The organism is Paenimyroides ceti, assembly GCF_030409925.1.
The window spans coordinates 2,844,163-2,866,040 of record NZ_JAUFQU010000001.1 but is presented as its reverse complement, the minus strand read 5'-3'; the positions used below and the strand labels follow the sequence as shown (position 1 = coordinate 2,866,040).

General features: G+C 36.4%; 14 protein-coding genes. 8 read left to right on the top strand and 6 right to left on the bottom strand.

Translation table 11 applies throughout. The features are described from left to right. Positions 1–26: 26 nt before the first annotated feature. Both QW060_RS14145 and QW060_RS14140 read right to left on the bottom strand, forming a co-directional pair. On the bottom strand, positions 27–1,091 hold the full coding sequence (locus QW060_RS14145) for a sensor histidine kinase (protein WP_290364126.1): 1,065 nt from the start codon (positions 1,089–1,091) through the stop codon (positions 27–29). Beyond that, positions 1,091–1,774, bottom strand: a complete 684-nt coding sequence (locus tag QW060_RS14140; protein WP_290364125.1) for a response regulator transcription factor — start codon at positions 1,772–1,774, stop codon at positions 1,091–1,093. The genes QW060_RS14145 and QW060_RS14140 overlap by 1 nt, the downstream gene beginning before the upstream one ends. Before the next feature lie 179 nt (positions 1,775–1,953). On the opposite strand from QW060_RS14140, the gene QW060_RS14135 reads away from it, so the two are divergent. From QW060_RS14135 to QW060_RS14105, 7 genes are all read left to right on the top strand, one after another. Continuing rightward, positions 1,954–4,698 carry a TonB-dependent receptor gene (locus QW060_RS14135; RefSeq protein ID WP_290364124.1) on the top strand — a complete coding sequence of 915 codons (2,745 nt, stop codon included), beginning with the start codon at positions 1,954–1,956 and terminating at the stop codon, positions 4,696–4,698. 168 nt (positions 4,699–4,866) lie between these two features. Further along, positions 4,867–6,036, top strand: coding sequence for a hypothetical protein (locus QW060_RS14130; protein ID WP_290364123.1), 1,170 nt, complete (start codon positions 4,867–4,869; stop codon positions 6,034–6,036). A 106-nt stretch (positions 6,037–6,142) separates the two neighbouring features. Further along, the gene (locus QW060_RS14125; protein WP_290364122.1) at positions 6,143–6,499 is read left to right on the top strand and encodes a T9SS type A sorting domain-containing protein; all 357 of its coding nucleotides are present in this window, start codon (positions 6,143–6,145) and stop codon (positions 6,497–6,499) included. An 85-nt stretch (positions 6,500–6,584) separates the two neighbouring features. Beyond that, a complete protein-coding gene (locus QW060_RS14120; protein ID WP_290364121.1) occupies positions 6,585–8,045 on the top strand; it encodes a T9SS type A sorting domain-containing protein in 1,461 nt (486 codons plus the stop codon). 105 nt (positions 8,046–8,150) lie between these two features. Beyond that, positions 8,151–8,933, top strand: coding sequence for a T9SS type A sorting domain-containing protein (locus QW060_RS14115; protein ID WP_290364120.1), 783 nt, complete (start codon positions 8,151–8,153; stop codon positions 8,931–8,933). Between the two features lie 179 nt (positions 8,934–9,112). Continuing rightward, complete coding sequence (locus QW060_RS14110) at positions 9,113–15,799, top strand: putative Ig domain-containing protein (RefSeq protein ID WP_290364119.1); 6,687 nt, start codon at positions 9,113–9,115, stop codon at positions 15,797–15,799. 83 nt (positions 15,800–15,882) lie between these two features. Continuing rightward, positions 15,883–16,863 (top strand): LuxE/PaaK family acyltransferase, encoded by a 981-nt coding sequence (locus QW060_RS14105; protein ID WP_290364118.1) that lies wholly within the window; start codon positions 15,883–15,885, stop codon positions 16,861–16,863. A 69-nt stretch (positions 16,864–16,932) separates the two neighbouring features. On the opposite strand, the gene tyrS is transcribed toward QW060_RS14105, so the two are convergent. After that, positions 16,933–18,225, bottom strand: coding sequence for a tyrosine--tRNA ligase (gene tyrS, locus QW060_RS14100; RefSeq protein WP_290364117.1), 1,293 nt, complete (start codon positions 18,223–18,225; stop codon positions 16,933–16,935). Positions 18,226–18,341: 116 nt separating this feature from the next. Here tyrS and QW060_RS14095 point away from each other — a divergent pair, with 116 nt between their 5' ends. Continuing rightward, on the top strand, positions 18,342–19,334 hold the full coding sequence (locus QW060_RS14095) for an NAD-dependent epimerase/dehydratase family protein (protein ID WP_290364116.1): 993 nt from the start codon (positions 18,342–18,344) through the stop codon (positions 19,332–19,334). Here the strand turns inward: QW060_RS14095 and QW060_RS14090 are convergent. The 3 genes from QW060_RS14090 to QW060_RS14080 are packed head-to-tail and all read right to left on the bottom strand — an operon-like array spanning position 19,309 to position 21,822. Next, positions 19,309–19,761 carry a DUF4296 domain-containing protein gene (locus QW060_RS14090; protein WP_290364115.1) on the bottom strand — a complete coding sequence of 151 codons (453 nt, stop codon included), beginning with the start codon at positions 19,759–19,761 and terminating at the stop codon, positions 19,309–19,311. The two genes, QW060_RS14095 and QW060_RS14090, sit on opposite strands and share 26 nt — an antisense overlap. Positions 19,762–19,765: 4 nt before the next feature. Beyond that, positions 19,766–21,100, bottom strand: a complete 1,335-nt coding sequence (locus tag QW060_RS14085; RefSeq protein WP_290364114.1) for a dihydroorotase — start codon at positions 21,098–21,100, stop codon at positions 19,766–19,768. Beyond that, a complete protein-coding gene (locus QW060_RS14080; protein WP_290364113.1) occupies positions 21,100–21,822 on the bottom strand; it encodes a polyprenol monophosphomannose synthase in 723 nt (240 codons plus the stop codon). The genes QW060_RS14085 and QW060_RS14080 overlap by 1 nt, the downstream gene beginning before the upstream one ends. Positions 21,823–21,878: the final 56 nt, after the last annotated feature.

Here is a 21,878-nt window from a genome sequence, read left to right as displayed (position 1 = left end):
TATAATTTAAAGACTAATAAACTTCATTAGAGGTTGTCTGCAGGATTTTTTTCAATTTGTAAAGTGAATGAAAACTCAGACCCTACTCCCAGTGAGCTTTCAAGATAAATGTGTTCGTTGTGTGCTTCAATGATATGTTTTACAATAGAAAGTCCCAAACCTGATCCGCCAACATCCCGTGTTCTGCTGGAATCGGTTCTGTAAAACCTCTCAAATAAGCGCGGAAGGTGTTTTTTATCAATTCCAATTCCGTCATCGGTAATGCGTACAAGTAATTTGTTTTTTGTAAAATGTTCGAGACGTACTTCGGTTGTTCCGTTTTTCTTACCGTATTTAATTGAGTTTTCTATTAAATTGATAATTACCCGGCTTATTTTCTCTTTATCACCAATTACATAAATGGGGCGGTAATGATCTTTGTCAAACATCAAAGAGATATCATGTTCATCTGCTTTTAATTCCAGCATATCAAAAATATTCTGAAATACCGCAACAATATCAAAAGTAGAGAATTCCAGTTGAAGCTCATGCGCTTCTAATTTTGTGATCATATCAAGTCCTGATACAATATCGATCAAGCGTTCAACACCGCTTTCAGCACGTTGCAGATATTTCTTCCTGATGCTCTTATCTTTTATATTACCTTCCAGAAGAGTAGAGATATATCCCTGTACAGTAAAAAGAGGTGTTTTTAATTCATGAGATACATTTCCTATGAACTCCCGACGATATTCTTCGCGTACTTTCAAAGATTCTATTTCTATTTTTTTTTCGCTTGCAAATTTATTTACTTCATACATCAGCGTTTTCATATTGGTTGTAATGGGTTGATTTCTCAACACCGTTTCATCTAAAATGGAAACATTTTTATATATTTTCTGAATGCGTCTGTAAATAAAACGCTCTACCCTGTATTGCAGAATAAAAAAGTTAAAAGCAAAAAACAGTAACGCAAAAGTTACTGTAAATAAAAAGTTTATTTCAAAAAAATAATATTGTAAGAGCAATAAAAGAAGAACACTGAATGAGGTAACTACGATAGTCGACTTTATTGCAAAAGTGTAAGATTTCTTATATTTTACCGTAGACATTAAACTTCTAATTTATAACCGACTCCTTTAATTGTTTTAAAGATCTCGTCTCCTATTTTTTCTCTCAATTTTCTGATGTGAACATCAATCGTTCTGCCGCCTACAATAACTTCATTTCCCCAGACTTTATCCAAAATTTCTTCTCTTTTAAATACTTTACCTGGTTTTGATGCCAACAAATAAAACAGTTCAAATTCTTTACGGGGAAGTATAATTTCTTCTCCTCTTTTTACAATTTTATATTCATCTCTGTTGATTTCAATATCACCTACTTTGAGAATGTCATCTGATACCTGATGTTCTTTAACCCGGCGTAATAATGCTTTTACTTTACTTACCAAAAGTTTTGGTTTTATCGGTTTGGTAATGTAATCATCAGCACCAACATCAAAACCTGCTACCTGTGAGTAGTCTTCGCCACGGGCTGTCAGAAACGTAATAATGGTGTTTTGTAATTCCGGAATTCTGCGGATGTTTTCACAAGTCTCAATTCCATCCATCTCCGGCATCATTACATCTAATATAATAAGATTTGGGAGCTCAGCTTTTGCTGTCTGAATAGCTTCTTTTCCATTTGTTGCTTTAAAAACCTGATATTTTTCTGCCTCAAGATTGAATCCTACAATCTCTAATATATCTGCATCATCATCAACTAATAAAATCTTAATTTCTTTATTTTTCATCGTTATAAGGTTGTTAACACATTGTAAAATTAAATATAAATACGGTACGACAAGGCGGTTAACAATTATTTAATCTCTTAACCTTAACCTTACATTTTGCAAACCAACTATTAATATGCCTGTAACAATCCGGTAATAAATATACAATTTCTTTGCTCAAAAATTAACAACACACAAAAATGAAACTAAGAATTTTAATTATTACTCTTTTTTTACAATTGACAGCGTGGGCGCAAAGTCCTAAAATAATTAAAGGCACTATTGTTGACGGCAGTCTGAACAATACTCCTTTAGCGTATGCAACAATTGTTATTAAGGGTACTCAAACGGGAGCAAGTTCTGATGAAAATGGGTTATTTGAATTTGAATGTCCGGATGGGATTCACACTCTTGAAGCTTCTTATATGGGATATAAGACTCAGGAATTTCAGGTGGATACCAATCATCTAAATGATCTTTCAATAGTATTGGTGGCAGAGGAAGATACCATGGAAGATTTGGTCATCACCGTTTCACAAAACAAACAAAATGAAGCTGTATTATTAGGAGAACAAAGAAAATCTCTGGAAATCAAGCAGCAGATCGGGGCGCAGGAGCTTTCAAGAAAAGGAGTTGGAGATGTTGCTACAGCAGTTACGAAAACTACAGGAGTAAACAAGCAAGAGAGTACAGGTGGCATTTTTGTAAGAGGATTAGGTGACCGCTATAATAGTACTACATTAAACGGGCTTCCTCTGGTTTCCAATGATCCGGAAAATAAAAACATCAGATTAGATATATTCTCTACTGATATTGTAGAATTTATTTCTATTGATAAAACCTATCTGGCAAGAAACTATGGAGATTTTGGAGGCGCAAATATTGATATTGTTTCTAAAAAACATACCGGAAATGGTACTTTTAACATTCAGATAGGCGCAAACGCTAATACAAACGCCATCGGACAAAAAGATTTTCAATTACAGTCTGGTAGAGGTGTTTTAGGTTTTTCTAACAATAAATCTATTCCCGATAACGCTTTAAATAATTATGGATTCAAAACACCTTTTAATACCTCTACAGCAAACGTTCCATACGGAGGAAATTTTGGATTCAATGGAGGAAAAACATTTTTTGTAGGGGATGAAGGGAAATTGAGCATTTTTGGTACAGCTTCCTTTACCAATGATTATGAATACAGAGAAGGGATAAATAAAACATTGAGTGCTGAAGGAGCAAGAAGAAAAGATCTTTTTCAGAAAACGTACGGTTATAATACCAATACAACTGGAATGTTTAATGTGAATTATGATTTGAATAGTTCAAATAATATTGCCTATAATTTCCTTTTTGTTAATAGTTCTTCTTTAAGAAGTGATGATTACAGAGGATATCTTGTAGATCAGGCAGAAGGGCCAAACGGAGGAATTATTAATAGAAACACCTATGTTGAGAATCGTTTGATGACGCATCAATTATTAGGTAATCATCAACTCGGAGAGCAAACAACGCTAAACTGGGGGGCTTCCTATAATAAGGTAACAAGCGATTTGCCGGACAGAACGCAGACAACTATGCGTTGGAATGATAATGCAGGAGGATATACGTTAGTGGGACAAACCAATTCTGACAACCATCGTTACTTCCATTTTTTGGATGAAAAAGAAATTATTGCGAATGCCTCTGTTGAGCATAAAATCGGGAAAAGAGAGGATGGTACTTTCAGAGGGAAAATTGTAGCAGGATATAACGGACGATTCAAAAAAAGAAATTTTGAAGCCACTCAGTTCAACCTTCGTATTGATTATGCAGAAAGAGAAATCGCAAGAGATCCGTCAAACCTTGATGCCTTTTTTAATCAGGAAAATCTTGCAGCCGGAAAATTTGAAATTCTGACCTTTAGAGGAAATGTACCAAATGCTCTTGAGCCACAGTTTTATAATGGAGATTTAAAAATTCATGCAGGATATGCTAATTTCGAATTCCAGTTTTCAGAAAAATTGTATGGTTTATTTGGGGTTAGATATGAGAAAATTCGTCAGCTGGTAGATTGGAAAACGCAGATGGACAACTCAGGGTTAGAGGATCTGTATGAGAAAAATGCATTTTTGCCAAGTCTTAATTTAAAATATGAATTAAACGGAACGCAAAATTTACGTTTATCTGCTTCAAAAACCTATACCTTACCACAGTTCAAAGAGCGTGTACCCTTTATTTATGAAAAAGTAGACGAATCAAGTTTTGGTAACAAAGATTTATATGCGTCAGATAATTATAATCTGGACATTAAATGGGAATATTTCCCACAAAATGATGAAATACTGTCAGCAACTTTATTTGGGAAATACATAAAAAATCCGATTAATACAACCAATGTGGCATCTTCAACCAATGATATTACATATGTAAATACGGGAGATTACGGATATGTGGCCGGAATAGAGATTGAGGTTAGAAAGAATCTATTCTATTTTAGTGATGACAACAGCAATAAATTGTCTGCGGGATTGAATTTTGCCTATATGAAAACGGAGCAGGAACTCAATGAAGAAAAAGTGAGAGCAGAGAATAATTTTTCTTCAAATTTTACCTATGACAAAGCAGGTTTTACAGGAGCTTCAGAGTTTTTAGGAAATGTGGATCTTACCTACTATAAAAGCTGGAAAGATAAAAATGTTTTGGCAACACTGGCGTATAACTATAATTCAGACCGTATATATGCATTAGGAGTAGAGGGAAAAGGTAATCTTGTTGATAAAGGTTTCGGAACATTAGACTTTATTTTTAAAACAAAATTAAACGAGCATTTCGGATTGGGATTCACAGCAAAAAATATACTCAACCCATCTATTGAGAGAATGCAGGAAAACATTACAGAGAATTTGTTAGTTAGGTCATATAAACTGGGAATGAATTTAGGGGTATCACTAAATTATAGTTTCTAAAAAAAAGCAGTGGATTTTCCACTGCTTTTTTTATTTACACAGCTAACAATTAATTTACAAAAACGTATCAATTCGTTTAGAATTCAATAATAATAAGCTAACACTTATTCGGGTAAAACAAAGCAAATTTGTATCAAATAACACAAAACAAAATAATTCATTCAAATCATGAAAAAAACAATCAGAAACGTATTCGGAATTTTATTCTTATCTACAGCAGTATTATTAACCAGTTGTGATAACAGTGATGACAAGGGAAATGGAGGAGATGGTGGTAATACTTCTTCATTTGTGGTAAAACCAACTGATTTTCAGGGTACAATTACAAATGGTGTAGTAACATTGAACGCGTCAGTTGAATATCAGTTAACAGGGAAATTAGTGGTAGCAAACGGAGCTAAGCTGGTAATACCTGCAGGTACAAAAATTGTAGGTACAGGAGGAACTTCTGCGTATATTGCTGTTGCTCAGGGAGCAAAAATTGAAATCAACGGAACGAAAGAGAAACCTGTAATTATGACAGGTAAAGAGCAGATTCCGGGTAACTGGGGTGGATTGGTAATTTGTGGTAAAGCGCCGATCAACAAAGGTACTACAGCTACTTCAGAAGTTGCTGATTTAACGTATGGAGGTACAGATGTGGCTGACAATTCGGGTTCTATACGTTATTTAAGAATAGAATATTCAGGAGCAAACTTTAGTTCTGAAAAAGAGTTTAACGGATTATCTTTATTTGGTGTGGGTAACGGAACTTCAATCGAATATGTACAATTACACAATGGTTCTGATGATGGTATTGAATTTTTTGGAGGTACTGTAAATACTAAATATATTGTTGCTTCAAACAACGAAGATGATCAGTTTGACTGGACAGAAGGATGGAATGGTACTAATGAATTCTGGTACAGCAAGCAACGTCAGGATGCCGGAAACAGAGGTATTGAAGCAGATAATAATGCAAATAACCACGATGCTTCTCCAAGATCCAATCCTACTATTAAAAATGTTACATTAATCGGCAGAGGAGCTGTAGGTGATGAGCCACAGGGAATGAAACTGAGAGTAGGTACCTATGCAAAAATCGATAATGTTGTGTTGAGTAATTTCAATGTTGGTTTTGATGTGGAGCACGATGCAACTATTGCAGGTGTTACAGCAGGATCATTAAAAGTAACCAATGTGAAATTTGAAAATGTAGTGACCAAATCAAAAGGTAAAAATACCGCTGGTGAAGCTGTTGATGTAAGTGCTGTATTTACAGAAAATGCATCTGCTACCGGAGCCGGAAATGGAACAAATGTGCCAACCTGGGCTCAGGGATGGACTACAGGTTTGTAGTAAATTTCTTAAAATATTGATAAATAACCTGTCTTTTTAGGCGGGTTATTTTTTTGGTATATTTTTTGAAATAAATTTGTATATTTACACTATAAAGTTGCTTATAATGAAACAAAAGTACCTATACACTATATTCTCCACTTTACTCATGTTTTGCTCTGTTTTTGCACAGCAGGAAGGTAGCGGTAAAGGTCAGCGGGAGACAAATTCTTCAAGAACAGATAATATTGAAGGTTTACAATTATACCCTAATCCAACCGTTAATAATAAAGTTTATATAGTAACAGAAACTTCCTCTTCTAAAGAAATCGAGATCTTCGATATTTTGGGAAAAAAAGTTTATACTACTACAGTAAACAATACAAATGCTGAATTGAATCTTAACAATCTTAAACCAGGTGTATATCTGGTGAAAGTTAAAGAAAAAGATGCTGTAGCTACACGCAAACTTGTCTTGAAATAAGATAGTAATATCCAGACCCTTATAAAGCAGTACAATAAAAAGTGATTCTATTTACGAGATATTTTAATAACTTTAAATGATCAATATGAAACAAATTTACTCTTTATTTACCTTTTTGTTGGCTACTGCAGGGTTTGCACAGCCTTACACTGAAACTTTTGACAACTATGTTCATCCGGGAGCTGTGAGTTCCTATTTCAGTTCTTCATTTACCGGAGTTGAGAACATTGCATGGACAACCGTACATGCGCGCGCAGCAGAAGATTATGAAATTACCGGATCGGGTATCGTTTTAAGAAGAATAGAAGAAGGCAGTGCTTTAGTGGGAACTTTTCCAAACGGACTTTCACAGTTTTCCTTTCAATATAGAAAAGCATTTACGGGGGCAGCAGAACGAAAATTAGATATTTTTGTAAACGGTGTTTTAGTGAGTACAACTGATGGCTTTGGTGCTGTTACTGGTGCGGATGCTACGGTTTATACCTATACAATGCCGGCTGCAACACTTGCAACCATTAACACGAATGAGGCAGTTGTTGTAAAAATCGCAATATCTACTACGTTATCCGGTGCAGCAAATACCAACAGACAAACTACAATTGATAATGTTATATGGGCTCCTAATGATGGAGCAATTGTTGTTGATCCATCCATTACTGTAACTCCTGTATCATTGTCGGATTTTACTTATATCGTCGGAAATGGTCCGTCAGCAGCACAGACTTTTGAGATTTCAGGAACTGATTTAAACGGCTCAGATGTAACTATTACAGGACCTGAAAGTTATGAGGTTTCTTTAGATGGTGTCACTTTTGATGACACTGTGGTTTTATCGTCTTTTTCCGGTACAGCAACAACTATTCATACACGATTAAAAGCAGCTCTGGCAGTAGGAACTTATAATGGTACTTTAATGGTAACCGGAGGAGGTCTTACATCCAATGTTGAACTTGCTTTGTCCGGTTCTGTAACAGCGGCACAGACTGTGCCAACTATCACGGTATCCGAAACTGAAATTGTTGATTTGAATTATGCCGTTAATGAAGGTCCTTCGCCATCTGTAATATTTCAGCTAACAGGAACAGATTTAGATGGGTCAGATGTTACTTTGGTATCTACACCGGATTTCGAAATGTCATTAGACGGCGTTGATTATCAGACAACTTTAACATTGTCAGCTTTTGAAGGTTTAGAAACATCTGTATCAGTTAGGTTAAAAGCAGAGTTAGAGGCAGCCACATATAACGGAACAATTACTGTTTCCGGTGGTGGTATCGTAACACCTGTTTCTGTTAATCTTACAGGAATTGTTACGCCAACTGCAAGCAATCCTGATTTTGAAAGCGGAGCATTTGTCATGTATCCGAATCCAGTAAGCGATATTCTGTATTTCAATAAAATAACAGATGTTGAAATCTATAATCTGAATGGTAAAAAAGTTATGGAAGCCAAACAAATTGAAGCAATAGATGTCACAGCTTTACAACAAGGATTTTACATGGTGAAAACCATGGATGGAATCGTAAGAAAAATGGTTAAAAAATAAAAAAAAACATTCTTAACGATTTATTTACAACAAAAAAACCTATAGGATAAATTTTACTTAATATATTTGTCGCACAAAATTTATCCTATTTAAATACTAACAACAATGAAAAAACTTTACACATTCGCAGTTGCTTTATTATCAGCTGCAACTTTTGCACAAACGCCATTAAATACAAATGGTAGTTTAGAAGACTGGCCTGATGCTACAACTGCACCAACAGGTTGGTTTATTCCAAATGCATCATTTACAAACGGTATCGTTAGTAAAAAAACTACAGGAGCTCAGGACGGGACTAATTATGTAGAGGTTATTACTCCTGCATCAGGAAATAACTCTGTGGCATTAAGTGATATTACTGTTACTCCTGGGACAAGCTATACAATTAAATACTGGTACAAAGGAACAAATATCAATTTCAAACATTGGGCACAATGGAGAACTGCAAGTGGAAATATCGCTCCTGAAGGAACAGAACCATTCCAACCAGCAGATAACTTACCTGCAGTAGCTGAATGGACTGAGCATACTGTAACTTCTACTGCTCCTGCAAATGCAACAATTTTGAGAGTTGCCTTCAGAAACTATAGTGGAGGAGCTGCTCTTTCTATTGACAATGTATTGGTATATGATACATCTACAGCTTCTGTAAAAGAAGATAATATCGATGGATTAAATGTGTATCCTAACCCTGCAAATGATATCGTTACTATTGCATCAAACGGATTTGGAGCAAAACAAGTAATGTTATTTGATATGCTTGGTAAAAAAGTATTAGAAACATCTACAAATGAAACGATTAATGTTTCAGGATTAAAAGCTGGAATCTATGTAATGAAAATTACTCAAGACGGTAAAGCTGCAACCCGCAAATTGGTTATCAAATAATTATATTTTTATAATTAAAAAATAATAAAATAGTAAGACCCGAAAAGTTGAGACTATAATGAAAATAAATAGAATTTTTCTTATTTGAAAAATTCAGGTCCACTCTTAGATACCCTTATTTTCATTCGTTTTTTAACTTTTCGGGTTTTTTATGCCCTTTTTTTAAAATGTCAAACTCTATGAAAACACTATTTAAATGCGCAAATGTCAGGACTTTACCGGTCATACTGATGCTGCTTTTTTTCTCAAGAAGTTGGGGACAGACGGTTGTTTCGCATACTTTTTCTGCTACTTTTGGTAATATCGATGCTAATATAGCTTTTACTACAGCTAAAGAAAGTGCAGCTAATGCACCTGCATTCAATGATGGCTTGAGACTTTATTATCACAGTTCAGGAAATGGAGGCAGTGTAACACTTACACCTAAAAATGATGCTATTATTACTTCTGTAAAGATTTATGCACAATCAGGTTATACACCTACGATAAAATATAACGTAAATAATGGAGCTGATTTGACTGCTTCATTGAGCGGTTCAATCTATACCATTTCAGGTATTAATGCAGGTATACGCCTCAGATTTAGAAATGCAAATACTACCAATACCCAATTGCGTATTGACAAAATAGAAGTTACCTATTCAATGCCGGCAGCAGCAGAATTGGAGTTGAGTCAATCTTCATTAACAGGCTTTAGTTATACAGAGAACAACGGACCTTCAGCAATACAGACGTTTCAGATCTCCGGAACTAATCTTAATGGAACTAATGTTTCCATTACCGCATCAAATACTTATGAGGTTTCTTCTAACGGAACTGATTTTTCCGGTTCAGTGGTTTTAACTGCTTTTAACGGAACTTCAACAACCATACATACCCGACTGAAAAGCGGATTGTCAATCGGATCACATACCGGTAATCTGACAATCAGCGGAGGCGGTGTAACGCCAAATCTTCAGGTTGATTTATCGGGACAGGTAACCATGAATGTGCCTGTGATGACAACAGAAATAATTAATGGTGTTTTTAATGAGTCATTAAACTATACGCTTACAGCGACAAACAATCCTGTGTCTTATCAGTTGGTTTCAGGAAGTCAGTTACCGGTTGGTTTGACACTTGATTCAACTACAGGACTTATCTCAGGAACACCACAAACTGCAGGTACTTTCACTTCAGAATTTACAGCTACTAATCAGGGAGGTGTTTCTTTACCTGCTACCTATACTTTTAACATTGCAAAAGCCAATCAGACACTTGTTTTATCAGATGTATTGAAAACATTATCCAGTGTGCCTTTTGATTTGCCTGCAAATACGAACGAAGGTTTTGCAGTACAATATTCAAGTGGTGATGAAGCCGTAGCAACGATAGCCGGAAATACGGTTACCATTACAGGCTTGGGAACGACTACTGTTACTGCTACTCAGCAAGGAAACAGCAACTACAATTCCTTTACGCAAACATTCAGTTTAGAGGTTTCAACAACTCCGGTTCCATTACCTGAAGTAACATCATCAGTTCAGACGGGAACATATCAAGTTCCGTTTACTTATACACTTCAGGCTACAAATGATGCAGTAAGTTACGCTGTAGAAACGGGCAGCAGTTTACCACAAGGACTGACACTGAATACTACAACGGGAGTTATTTCAGGAACACCTGATGAAGCAGGAACTTTTACCACTCAGGTAACAGCAACAAATGAAACAGGACCATCGGCTCCGGCTACGATTACTTTTGAAATTTCAAAAGCAGCACAGTCAGCAACTTTTGAGGCTGTTTCTAAAACCACTCAGGATATTCCTTTTACTATAACGGTCATCAATACTGATCAGGGATTGCCATTAACGTATACAGTTGCAGATGAGAATGTAGCAACAGTATCAGGAAACACAGTTACTATTGTAGGGGCTGGTAATACAACTATAACAGCTACACAGGCAGGAAATGAAAACTATTTTTCTTTTTCTCAGGATTTTGATTTGTCAGTTATTTGGGTGACGCCACCACCAGCTATTATAGAAGAAACTACAAATGGAACCGTAGATGGAACATTTACCTATACGATTAATGCAATTAATAACCCTGAAACTTTTGCTCTTGCTACAGCAGCAGTACTTCCGGAAGGATTGACTTTGAATGCAACAACCGGGGTTATTAACGGTGTACCTGTTACTGCGGGTACTTTTACAACAGCTTTTACAGCGACAAATGTAACCGGAACATCACCTGAAACAACGATTACTTTTGTAATACAAAAAGGAATTCAGACGGCTGCTTTAGCGGATATTAATAAAAATACAAATGATTTACCTTTTAATCTGCCTGCAAAGACGAACAAACAGCTGGATCTTACTTATGCTGTAGCAGATGAAACAGTAGCTACAATCTCTGGTACTACCGTAACGATTGTGGGAGAAGGCACAACTGTAATCACAGCAACACAAGCAGGTAATGAAAATTATGAAGCTTTCTCACAAGACATAACATTAACAGTAGTATGGCAGATCCCTACACCTGTTATTACAGCAGAGCAAGTACCTGCTACTGCCGGAACAGAACTTACCTATACAATTAATGCAATAAATAACCCTGTTAGTTACTCTATAGTTAATGGAAATACATTGCCAGCAGGGTTAAGTTTAAATACGACAACCGGAATCATTTCCGGTACACCGATAGCACCGGGAACATATACTACTGACGTCAGAGCAACGAATAGTACAGGTACATCAGTTCCTGCTACTTTAACTTTTGTTATTGCTCCGGGAATAGTAGTTGTAGACGGATGTTTTAATGAGAATTTTTCTGAAATAAATTCTGGCAATAGCACTAGTAGTACTGGGCAAACTGTAGTTTGGAATGGAAATCTTCATTTTCCATTTACTGAAACAGCATATCAGGCAGGTGGAGCCATAAAATTAGGAACAGGAAGCGTGAAAGGCTCAGTTACATCTCCGCCCTTAAATGGTGTTTATGGAACTGTTACAGTTAATTTTGACGTAAAAGGATGGTCTTCAATCGAAGGAACCATGCTGGTAACTTTAGGACAAGAAACTAAAACAGTAACTTATACAGCAAGATTAACCAATCCTTTTGAATCAAAATCCCTTGTTTTTGAAAATGTTGCTGACGGGTCTGTAATTAAATTCGAAACTTCAGCAAAAAGAGCATTTTTAGACAATATTAGTGTATGTAATGATGTACCGGATCCGGTAATAGTATCTTCATCCACTTCATTAACCGGATTTGCTTATGTTGAAAACAACGGACCATCTGCTGTACAGACTGTAGAAGTATCCGGAACGGATTTAAACGGAACGGATGTATTGGTAACGGTATCTTCAGATTATGAAGTATCGACAGACGGAACAAGTTTTGCTAATACAGCAAGTTTGGTTACTTATGACGGAACGGCAACAATACTTTATACACGATTAAAAAGTGGATTATCACCTAATAATTATACAGGAAGTTTGAGCATCACGGGAGGTGGAATTCCAACCGCTGTTGAGGTAGCTTTATCCGGAACGGTAACAGAGGAGTTAAACCCATCGATAGTGGTTTCCTCAACTTCATTAACCGGATTTGCTTATGTTGAAAACAACGGACCATCTGCTGTACAGACTGTAGAAGTATCCGGAACGGATTTAAACGGGACGGATGTATTGGTAACGGCATCTTCAGATTATGAAGTATCGGCAGACGGAACAAGTTTTGCTAATACAGCAAGTTTGGTTACTTATGACGGAACGGCAACAACACTTTATACACGATTAAAAAGTGGATTAACACCTAATAATTATACAGGAAGTTTAAGCATCACGGGAGGTGGAATTCCAACCGCTGTTGAGGTAGCTTTATCCGGAACGGTAACAGAGGAGTTAAACCCATCGATAGTGGTTTCCTCAACTTCATTAACCGGATTTGCTTATGTTGAAAACAACGGACCATCTGCTGTACAGACTGTAGAAGTATCCGGAACGGATTTAAACGGGACGGATGTATTGGTAACGGCATCTTCAGATTATGAAGTATCGGCAGACGGAACAAGTTTTGCTAATACAGCAAGTTTGGTTACTTATGACGGAACGGTAACAATACTTTATACACGATTAAAAAGTGGATTATCACCTAATAACTATACAGGAAGTTTAAGCATCACGGGAGGTGGAATTCCAACCGCTGTTGAGGTAGCTTTATCCGGAACGGTAACAGAGGAGTTAAACCCATCGATAGTGGTTTCCTCAACTTCATTAACCGGATTTGCTTATGTTGAAAACAACGGACCATCTGCTGTACAGACTGTAGAAGTATCCGGAACGGATTTAAACGGAACGGATGTATTGGTAACGGCATCTTCAGATTATGAAGTATCGACAGACGGAACAAGTTTTGCTAATACAGCAAGTTTGGTTACTTATGACGGTACCGCTACAACACTTTATACACGATTAAAAAGCGGATTGAGTGCAGGTAATTATAACGGTACTTTATCTATTACCGGCGGAGGTATTTCAGCAGCTGTTGAAGTAGCCATATCAGGAACAGTAACAGAAGAGATCATCATTCTAAATCCTGAAATTGTGGTTTCCTCAACTTCATTAACCGGATTTGCCTATGTTGAAAACAATGGACCATCAGCTGTACAGACCGTAACGGTATCCGGAACGGATTTAAACGGATCGGATGTTTTGGTAACAGCTTCTTCAGATTATGAAGTATCTGCAGACGGAACAACATTTACTGAAATGGTAGGTTTGGTTACTTATGACGGAACGGCAACAACACTTTATACACGATTAAAAAGTGGATTGACTGCGAATATATATAATGGTACTTTATCTATCACCGGCGGAGGTATTTCAGCAGCTGTTGAAGTAGCCTTATCAGGAACAGTAACAGAAGAGATCATCATTCTAAATCCTGAAATTGTGGTTTCCTCAACTTCATTAACCGGATTTGCCTATGTTGAAAACAACGGACCATCAGCTGTACAGACCGTAACGGTATCTGGAACGGATCTAAACGGATCGGATGTTTTGGTAACGGCATCTTCAGATTATGAAGTATCTGCAGACGGAACAACATTTACTGAAATGGTAGGTTTGGTTACTTTTGACGGTACCGCTACAACACTTTATACACGATTAAAAAGTGGATTGACTGCGAATATATATAATGGTACTTTATCTATCACCGGCGGAGGTATTTCAGCAGCTGTTGAAGTAGCCTTATCAGGAACAGTAACAGAAGAGATCATCATTCTAAATCCTGAAATTGTGGTTTCCTCAACTTCATTAACCGGATTTGCCTATGTTGAAAACAACGGACCATCTGCTGTACAGACCGTAATGGTATCTGGATCGGATTTAAACGGATCGGATGTTTTGGTAACGGCATCTTCAGATTATGAAGTATCTGCAGACGGAACAACATTTACTGAAATGGTAGGTTTGGTTACTTATGACGGAACGGCAACAACACTTTATTCACGATTAAAAAGTGGACTGAGTGCAGGCGATTACAACGGTACTTTATCTATCACGGGAGGTGGAATTTCAACGGCTGTTGAGGTAGCTTTATCAGGAACAGTAACAGAAGAGATCATCATTCTAAATCCTGAAATTGTGGTTTCCTCAACTTCATTAACCGGATTTGCTTATGTTGAAAACAACGGACCATCTGCTGTACAGACCGTAATGGTATCTGGAACGGATTTAAACGGATCGGATGTATTGGTAACGGCATCTTCAGATTACGAAGTATCGACAGACGGAACAACGTTTACTGAAATGGTAGGTTTGGTTACTTATAACGGAACGGCAACAACACTTTATTCACGATTAAAAAGTGGACTGAGTGCAGGCGATTACAACGGTACTTTATCTATCACGGGAGGTGGAATTTCAACGGCTGTTGAGGTAGCTTTATCAGGAACAGTAACAGAAGAGATCATCATTCTAAATCCTGAAATTGTGGTTTCCTCAACTTCATTAACCGGATTTGCTTATGTTGAAAACAACGGACCATCTGCTGTACAGACCGTAATGGTATCTGGAACGGATTTAAACGGATCGGATGTATTGGTAACGGCATCTTCAGATTATGAAGTGTCTGCAGACGGAACAACATTTACTGAAATGGTAGGTTTGGTTACTTTTGACGGTACCGCTACAACACTTTATACACGATTAAAAGGTGAATTGAGCGCAGGTAATTATAACGGTACTTTATCTATCACCGGAGGTGGAATTCCAACGGCTGTTGAGGTAGCATTGTCAGGAACGGTAGCAGTTGAGGTAGTTCCTGTAATCACAGTATCTGAAATAACAATTGTTGATTTGGATTATGACGTTAATCAAGGACCATCAGAAGCTCAGGCTATTGAGGTTTCCGGAACTGATCTGGATGCAACAGCTATAGTAATCACAGCATCTGAAAATTTTGAAGTTTCATTGGATAATCAAGTCTTTACAACAACAATCACTTTGGAAAATGTAGTAACAACGCCGCAGACAATCTATGTAAGATTAATGACCGGATTAGTAGAGAATACCTATGAAGGAACATTGACTGTTTCTGGAGGCGGAGCTACGGAAGTTATAGTTTCTTTAACCGGAATTGTATCGCCTACTGCAACCAATCCGGAATTTGAAAAAGATGCATTCACCATGTACCCGAACCCGGCTACAGACGTAGTGATGTTCAATAAAAACATCGATGTAGAAATTTACACATTAAACGGTAAAAAAATTATTTCTGAAAGAAACACCAATAGAGTAGATGTCTCACATTTAGAGGCAGGAGTTTATTTGGTAAAAATAGCTAACGGAAATATTCAAAAACTGGTTATCAAGTAATTTCTTATACATTCTAAATTTCAAAAGCACCAATTTCGATTGGTGCTTTTTTTATTTGTAATTTTGTATAAAAAAGTAAAAAAGTGTTCACAGCCGAAGATATTATTTCAATTAATTCTACTAAAGAATTCCATCGTACAGCAATGAAAATATTTCGTTTCCAGTTTGAACATAACGAAGTATATCAGAAATTCTGTCTGTTACTGGAGAAAACACCGGCAAATGTCAAGCATTTGACAGAGATTCCTTTTTTACCGATTGAGTTTTTTAAAAGCAAAGAAATTGTCAGTAGCATTCAGCCTGTACAAGCTACTTTTACCAGTAGTGGTACTACTGGACAAATAACCAGTAAACACCGGGTAACAGATTTGTCATATTATGAGATGAGCTTTAGAACTGCTTTTTCAAAGTTTTATGGAAATATTGAAGACTATGCAGTTTTAGCCCTTTTGCCTTCGTATCTTGAAAGGGATGGGTCTTCACTTATCTATATGGTAAATGATATGATTGAAAATTCTCAACATCCTGATTCCGGATTTTATTTAGATGATTATGAGGCATTGGCACAGAAACTTACTACATTGGATCAGCAAGGTCAAAATGTATTGCTGATAGGAGTTACTTATGCTTTGTTAGATATGATTGAGCAATATCCTTTTCAGCTAAAGAATACCATTGTGATGGAAACAGGTGGCATGAAAGGGCGCAGAAGGGAAATGATTCGTGAAGAACTGCACCACATATTATCAGAAGGTTTTGGGGTACAAAAAATTCATTCCGAGTATGGAATGACAGAGCTCTTATCTCAGGCCTATTCTATGGGAGATGGTGTTTTTGAATGTCCGCCTTGGATGGATATCCTAATCCGTGATACAGAAGATCCGCTTACATTATTAAAAGATGGTAAAATAGGAGGGATGAATGTGATTGATTTGGCGAATTATAATTCATGTTCCTTTATTGCAACACAGGATTTGGGTAAAAAATATCCTGATTATTCTTTTGAAGTACTTGGGCGTTTTGATCATTCGGACGTCAGAGGATGCAATCTCATGGTCTTATAACTAAATTTAAATGATTATTAAATAAAAGTGCCGGTTTTTATAAACCGGCACTTCATTTTTTTAAATCGTTTATTGAAAATTCAATACAAAATAATTCTTTTTACCTTTTTGCAACAATACAAACTGATTATTAATCAAATCTTTTTTTGTTACAATAAAACCTTCCTGAACTTTTTCTCTGTTTACAGAAATAGCATTTTCATTTAAAGATCTTCGGGCTTCACCGTTTGATTTCATAAAACCTGATTTTTCATTCAGAATAGTGACAATATCAATACCATCTTCCAGATCCGCTAAAGCAATATCTGCCTGAGGAACTCCATCAAAAACATCTAAAAAAGTTTTACTGTCTAATTCTTTCAGATCATCAGCTGTAGATTGTCCGAACAAAATTCCGGAAGCTTTGATGGCATTTTCAAGATCTTCTCTTGAGTGTACCATTACAGTGATTTCTTCAGCCAGTTTTTTCTGTAAAACACGCAGATGTGGTGCTTCATAATGCTGTGCAATAAGTTTCTCTATTTCTTCTTTTGATAAAAAAGTAAAGATTTTAATATATTTTTCCGCGTCTGTATCTGAAGTGTTCAACCAGTATTGGTAAAATTTATATGGAGAAGTACGGTCGCTGTCCAGCCATATATTTCCACCTTCTGATTTTCCGAATTTGGTTCCGTCAGCTTTTGTAATTAATGGACAGGTAAGTGCATATGCTTTTCCTGCTTCAATTCTTCTTACCAGTTCAGTTCCTGTAGTAATATTACCCCATTGATCCGAACCTCCCATCTGAAGTGTACAGTTTTTAGCTTTGTATAAATGTAAAAAATCATATCCTTGTACCAGCTGATAGGTAAATTCTGTAAACGACATTCCATCGGCAGCTTCACCGTTTAATCGTTTTTTTACAGAATCTTTTGCCATCATGTAGTTTACTGTAATATGTTTTCCTACATCTCTGATGAAATCGAGAAAAGAGAATGATTTCATCCAGTCATAATTGTTTACCATTTCTGCAGCATTAGGAGCATCAGATGTAAAATCTAAGAAACGCGATAATTGTGCTTTAATGGAATCCTGATTGTGTTGTAAAGTCGCTTCATCCAATAGATTACGCTCATTTGATTTTCCCGACGGATCTCCGATCATTCCGGTTGCGCCACCAACAAGAGCCAATGGTTTATGACCGGATAACTGGAAATGTTTCAACAACATTACACCTACTAAATGTCCTATATGCAATGAATCTGCAGTTGGGTCTATACCCACATACGCAACACGCATTTGCTCCATCAAATGTTCTTCTGTGCCTGGCATTACGTCGTGGAGCATACCTCTCCAAGTCACTTCTTCAATAAAATTCTTCATTTAATATGTATTTTGTGCAAATATAAAGATTTCATGCTCCAGCCTCATTATTATTCAAAGAATATTTCCTGTAATTTAGAGCGTTGCAATCAAGCCGTTTTATTAAATTTGTTACTATGATACTAATAACAGGAGGAACCGGATTGGTAGGAGCTCACTTATTATTGCATCTTCTCATGCAGGGTAGGAGCGTAAGAGCTGTTTTTAGAAATGAAAAATCCATTTCTAAAACGGAAGCATTATTTAAAAAAAGCGCACAGGACGATTTGTTTCAAAAAATAGATTGGGTAAAAGCGGATATAAATGATGTACCTGCTCTTGAGAACGCTTTTCAGAATATTTCAGAAGTATATCACTGTGCTGCATTTGTTTCGTTTACAGCTTCAGATTTTGAGGCAATGGAAAAAATCAATATTGAGGGAACGGCCAATATGGTCAATCTGTCATTAGCATTTAACATCAAAAAGTTTTGTTATGTAAGCTCTATTGCTACTCTTGATGAACCCAACAAAGAGACAGGGTACTTTGATGAAACCTCTGACTGGAATTCAGGCAAAAATCACAGTGATTATGCAATTACAAAGTTTGGCGGAGAAACAGAAGTCTGGCGGGCTGCTCAGGAGGGATTAAATGTATTAATTGTCAATCCGGGAGTTATTTTCGGTGAGGGTTTTCATAAACAGGGTGCAGGACAGCTCATCAGTAAAATAGATAAAGGTTTTCCTTTTTTTACTGACGGACATACAGGCGTTGTTTATGTAAAAGATGTGGTACGCAGTATGACGGCTTTAATGGATAAAGAATCGTTTGGACAGCGTTATATACTGGTATCTGAAAACATTCCTTTTGAACGTTTGTTTAAAGAAATTGCTATGGCATTGCATAAAAAGGCGCCTTATCTGGAAGTAAAAAAATGGATGCTGAATCTTGCGGTTCCGTTTGATTGGTTGATGACGGCTTTGTTACCAAATAAAAAAAGAAGCCTTACCCGTGATTTGATCAAAGCTTCTTTTTCTAAAGATTTTTATGACACTTCAAAAATACGCCGGGAACTGGATTTTGAATTTCAGACTACACGGAATTTTATTTCGAAGATTGTTTCTTTTTAATAACGGGTAATCCGCTGTTTTCTATTGCCTTTGATAATTTTACATTAGGAAGTTTATCTATTTTTATCTCATCTTTAGGGTCTTCTGGCAAAGCTTCTAAAACCTTAATCTCTCTTTCGAGCCTTTTATGTACCGAATCAAAAATTTCGGCATATACATTTTCCTGAGAGGCGTAATAACGATGTTGTTCTACAAAATGAAGACTGTCTAACCCGTATTTCTTTAAAATAGTTGCAGAGTTTTGTATCACCGTGATCGAATCCTGTACATTTACCATTGATTTGGCACTGTTCAGTAAGGTCAGTTCATACATAAGATCTGTCATTTTTTCTTTAGACAGCAAATGCTCCGGTTTTTTATCCTCCTTACACGCCTGAAACAAAAGCATTATGGCTCCTGCAAAGGCTATAAAAGCTGTTTTTTTCATACTGTTATCTGTTGAATAATAAACGAGAACCTGCTAATTTTTCTGATATAATGCCATTTTCCATAGCAAGATGTCCGTTTACAATGGTGTGAATAACCTTAGAAGAAAAAGTTTTTCCTTCAAACGGAGACCATCCGCATTTGTATAAGAGATTTTCTTTTGTTACAGTCCACGGACTATCAGTATCAACAATGGCAAGATCGGCAAAATAACCTGGGCGAATAAATCCTCTTTTTTCTATTTTGAATAATTTTGCCGGATTGTGTACCATTTTTTCAACCATCTTTTCCATAGAAATTTTACCTTCTTTCACAAATTCCAGCATCGCTACAAGAGAATGTTGTACAAGCGGACCACCTGATGGTGCCTGTAAATATTTTTGGCTTTTTTCTTCGAGAGTATGAGGGGCATGATCAGTTGCAATAACATCAATGCGGTCATCTAAAAGAGCTTTCCATATCTTGTCCCGATCGTCAGCTGTTTTTACTGCAGGGTTCCATTTAATGAAATTCCCTTTTGCAGCATAGTCCTCGTCAGAAAAGTAAAGATGATGAATACACACCTCTGCAGTAATCATCTTTTCCTCTAAAGGAATGTCATTGCGGAATAACTCAGTTTCAATTCCTGTGCTGATGTGGAAAATATGGAGGCGTGCTCCGGTTTTCTTCGCAAGTTCAATCGCTTTTGAAGATGATTTATAACAGGCTGAGGCACTTCTGATTTTCGGATGGCAAGAAACAGGAATATCTTCTCCGAATTCCGCTTTATATTTTTCCAGATTGGATTGTATGGTTTGTTCGTCTTCGCAGTGTACGGCAATCAGCATTTTGGTAGATGAAAAAATCTTTTCTAAAACTTCTTCATTGTCTACCAGCATATTTCCTGTTGATGATCCTAAAAATAATTTAATACCGGCAACATTTCTTGGATTTGTTTTTAATACCTCTTCCAGATTATCGTTAGTACCTCCCATCATGAAAGAATAGTTGGCAAAAGAACTTTTGGATGCAATTTCATATTTATCTTCCAGCAGTTCCTGTGTAACAGCATTCGGTACTGTATTGGGCTGTTCAATAAAAGAGGTAGTGCCGCCTGCTATGGCTGCTTTCGATTCTGTAGCAATAGAACCCTTTCTTGTAAGTCCTGGTTCTCTGAAATGTACCTGATCATCAATAACACCCGGAAAAATATGCAGATCAGTAGCATCAATAACCTTATCTGCTTCCATTTCAATTCTGTCTTCTATTGCTGCTATATATCCGTCTTTCAGAAATAAATCTTTTTTTAAAGAAACTCCTTCATTAACGATAGTGCCGTTTTTTATTAATATCGTTGCCATTATAATCTGTTAAATAATTTTTTAATTCGTAATCTCAATACACCAAACACTGCTTCCTGAATGATTCCGTTGGTCATTTTGGAAGCTCCTTTTGTACGGTCTGTAAAAATGATAGGTATTTCTTTTATTTTAAAGCCTTTAGCAAATGCTCTGTATTTCATCTCTATCTGGAAAGCATATCCCACAAATTTTATTTTATCCAGCGGAATGCTTTCTAACACAGATCGGTGGTAACATATAAAACCTGCTGTTGTATCGTGAATTTTCATTCCTGTAATGAAACGAACATATACAGAAGCAAAATAAGAGAGTAAAACTCTGTTCAAAGGCCAGTTTACAACATTAACTCCTTTTACATATCTCGATCCGATGGTCATATCATTTCCATCCATACAGGCTTCCAAAAGCAAATCCAGGTCTTTGGGATTGTGAGAAAAATCGGCATCCATTTCAAAAATATAGTCATAATTGTGTTTCAACGCCCATTTAAAACCATGTACGTATGCTGTACCCAATCCTGTTTTTTGAGTTCTTTTTTGTATAAAAACCCTGTCAGGATACTGCGTCATCAAACGTTCTACAGCTTTTGAGGTTCCGTCAGGAGAATTGTCATCAACTACTAAAATATCGTAATCGTAAGGTAAGCTCAAAACAGAGGATATGATATCAGAAATGTTCTCTATTTCGTTATACGTTGGTATTACGACGACTCTTTTATTCATTTAAAACCGGTTTAATTGCAAATGTAAACTTTTTAGAACAAGAAATTCTTAATAAA

Bases quoted from the DNA above. Each gene is read 5' to 3' on its own strand.
- QW060_RS14145 (WP_290364126.1), bottom strand. From the start codon at position 1,091: ATGTCTACGGTAAAATATAAGAAATCTTACACTTTTGCAATAAAGTCG.
- QW060_RS14140 (WP_290364125.1), bottom strand. From the start codon at position 1,774: ATGAAAAATAAAGAAATTAAGATTTTATTAGTTGATGATGATGCAGAT.
- QW060_RS14135 (WP_290364124.1), top strand. From the start codon at position 1,954: ATGAAACTAAGAATTTTAATTATTACTCTTTTTTTACAATTGACAGCG.
- QW060_RS14130 (WP_290364123.1), top strand. From the start codon at position 4,867: ATGAAAAAAACAATCAGAAACGTATTCGGAATTTTATTCTTATCTACA.
- QW060_RS14125 (WP_290364122.1), top strand. From the start codon at position 6,143: ATGAAACAAAAGTACCTATACACTATATTCTCCACTTTACTCATGTTT.
- QW060_RS14120 (WP_290364121.1), top strand. From the start codon at position 6,585: ATGAAACAAATTTACTCTTTATTTACCTTTTTGTTGGCTACTGCAGGG.
- QW060_RS14115 (WP_290364120.1), top strand. From the start codon at position 8,151: ATGAAAAAACTTTACACATTCGCAGTTGCTTTATTATCAGCTGCAACT.
- QW060_RS14110 (WP_290364119.1), top strand. From the start codon at position 9,113: ATGAAAACACTATTTAAATGCGCAAATGTCAGGACTTTACCGGTCATA.
- tyrS (WP_290364117.1), bottom strand. From the start codon at position 18,225: ATGAAGAATTTTATTGAAGAAGTGACTTGGAGAGGTATGCTCCACGAC.
- QW060_RS14095 (WP_290364116.1), top strand. From the start codon at position 18,342: ATGATACTAATAACAGGAGGAACCGGATTGGTAGGAGCTCACTTATTA.
- QW060_RS14090 (WP_290364115.1), bottom strand. From the start codon at position 19,761: ATGAAAAAAACAGCTTTTATAGCCTTTGCAGGAGCCATAATGCTTTTG.
- QW060_RS14085 (WP_290364114.1), bottom strand. From the start codon at position 21,100: ATGGCAACGATATTAATAAAAAACGGCACTATCGTTAATGAAGGAGTT.
- QW060_RS14080 (WP_290364113.1), bottom strand. From the start codon at position 21,822: ATGAATAAAAGAGTCGTCGTAATACCAACGTATAACGAAATAGAGAAC.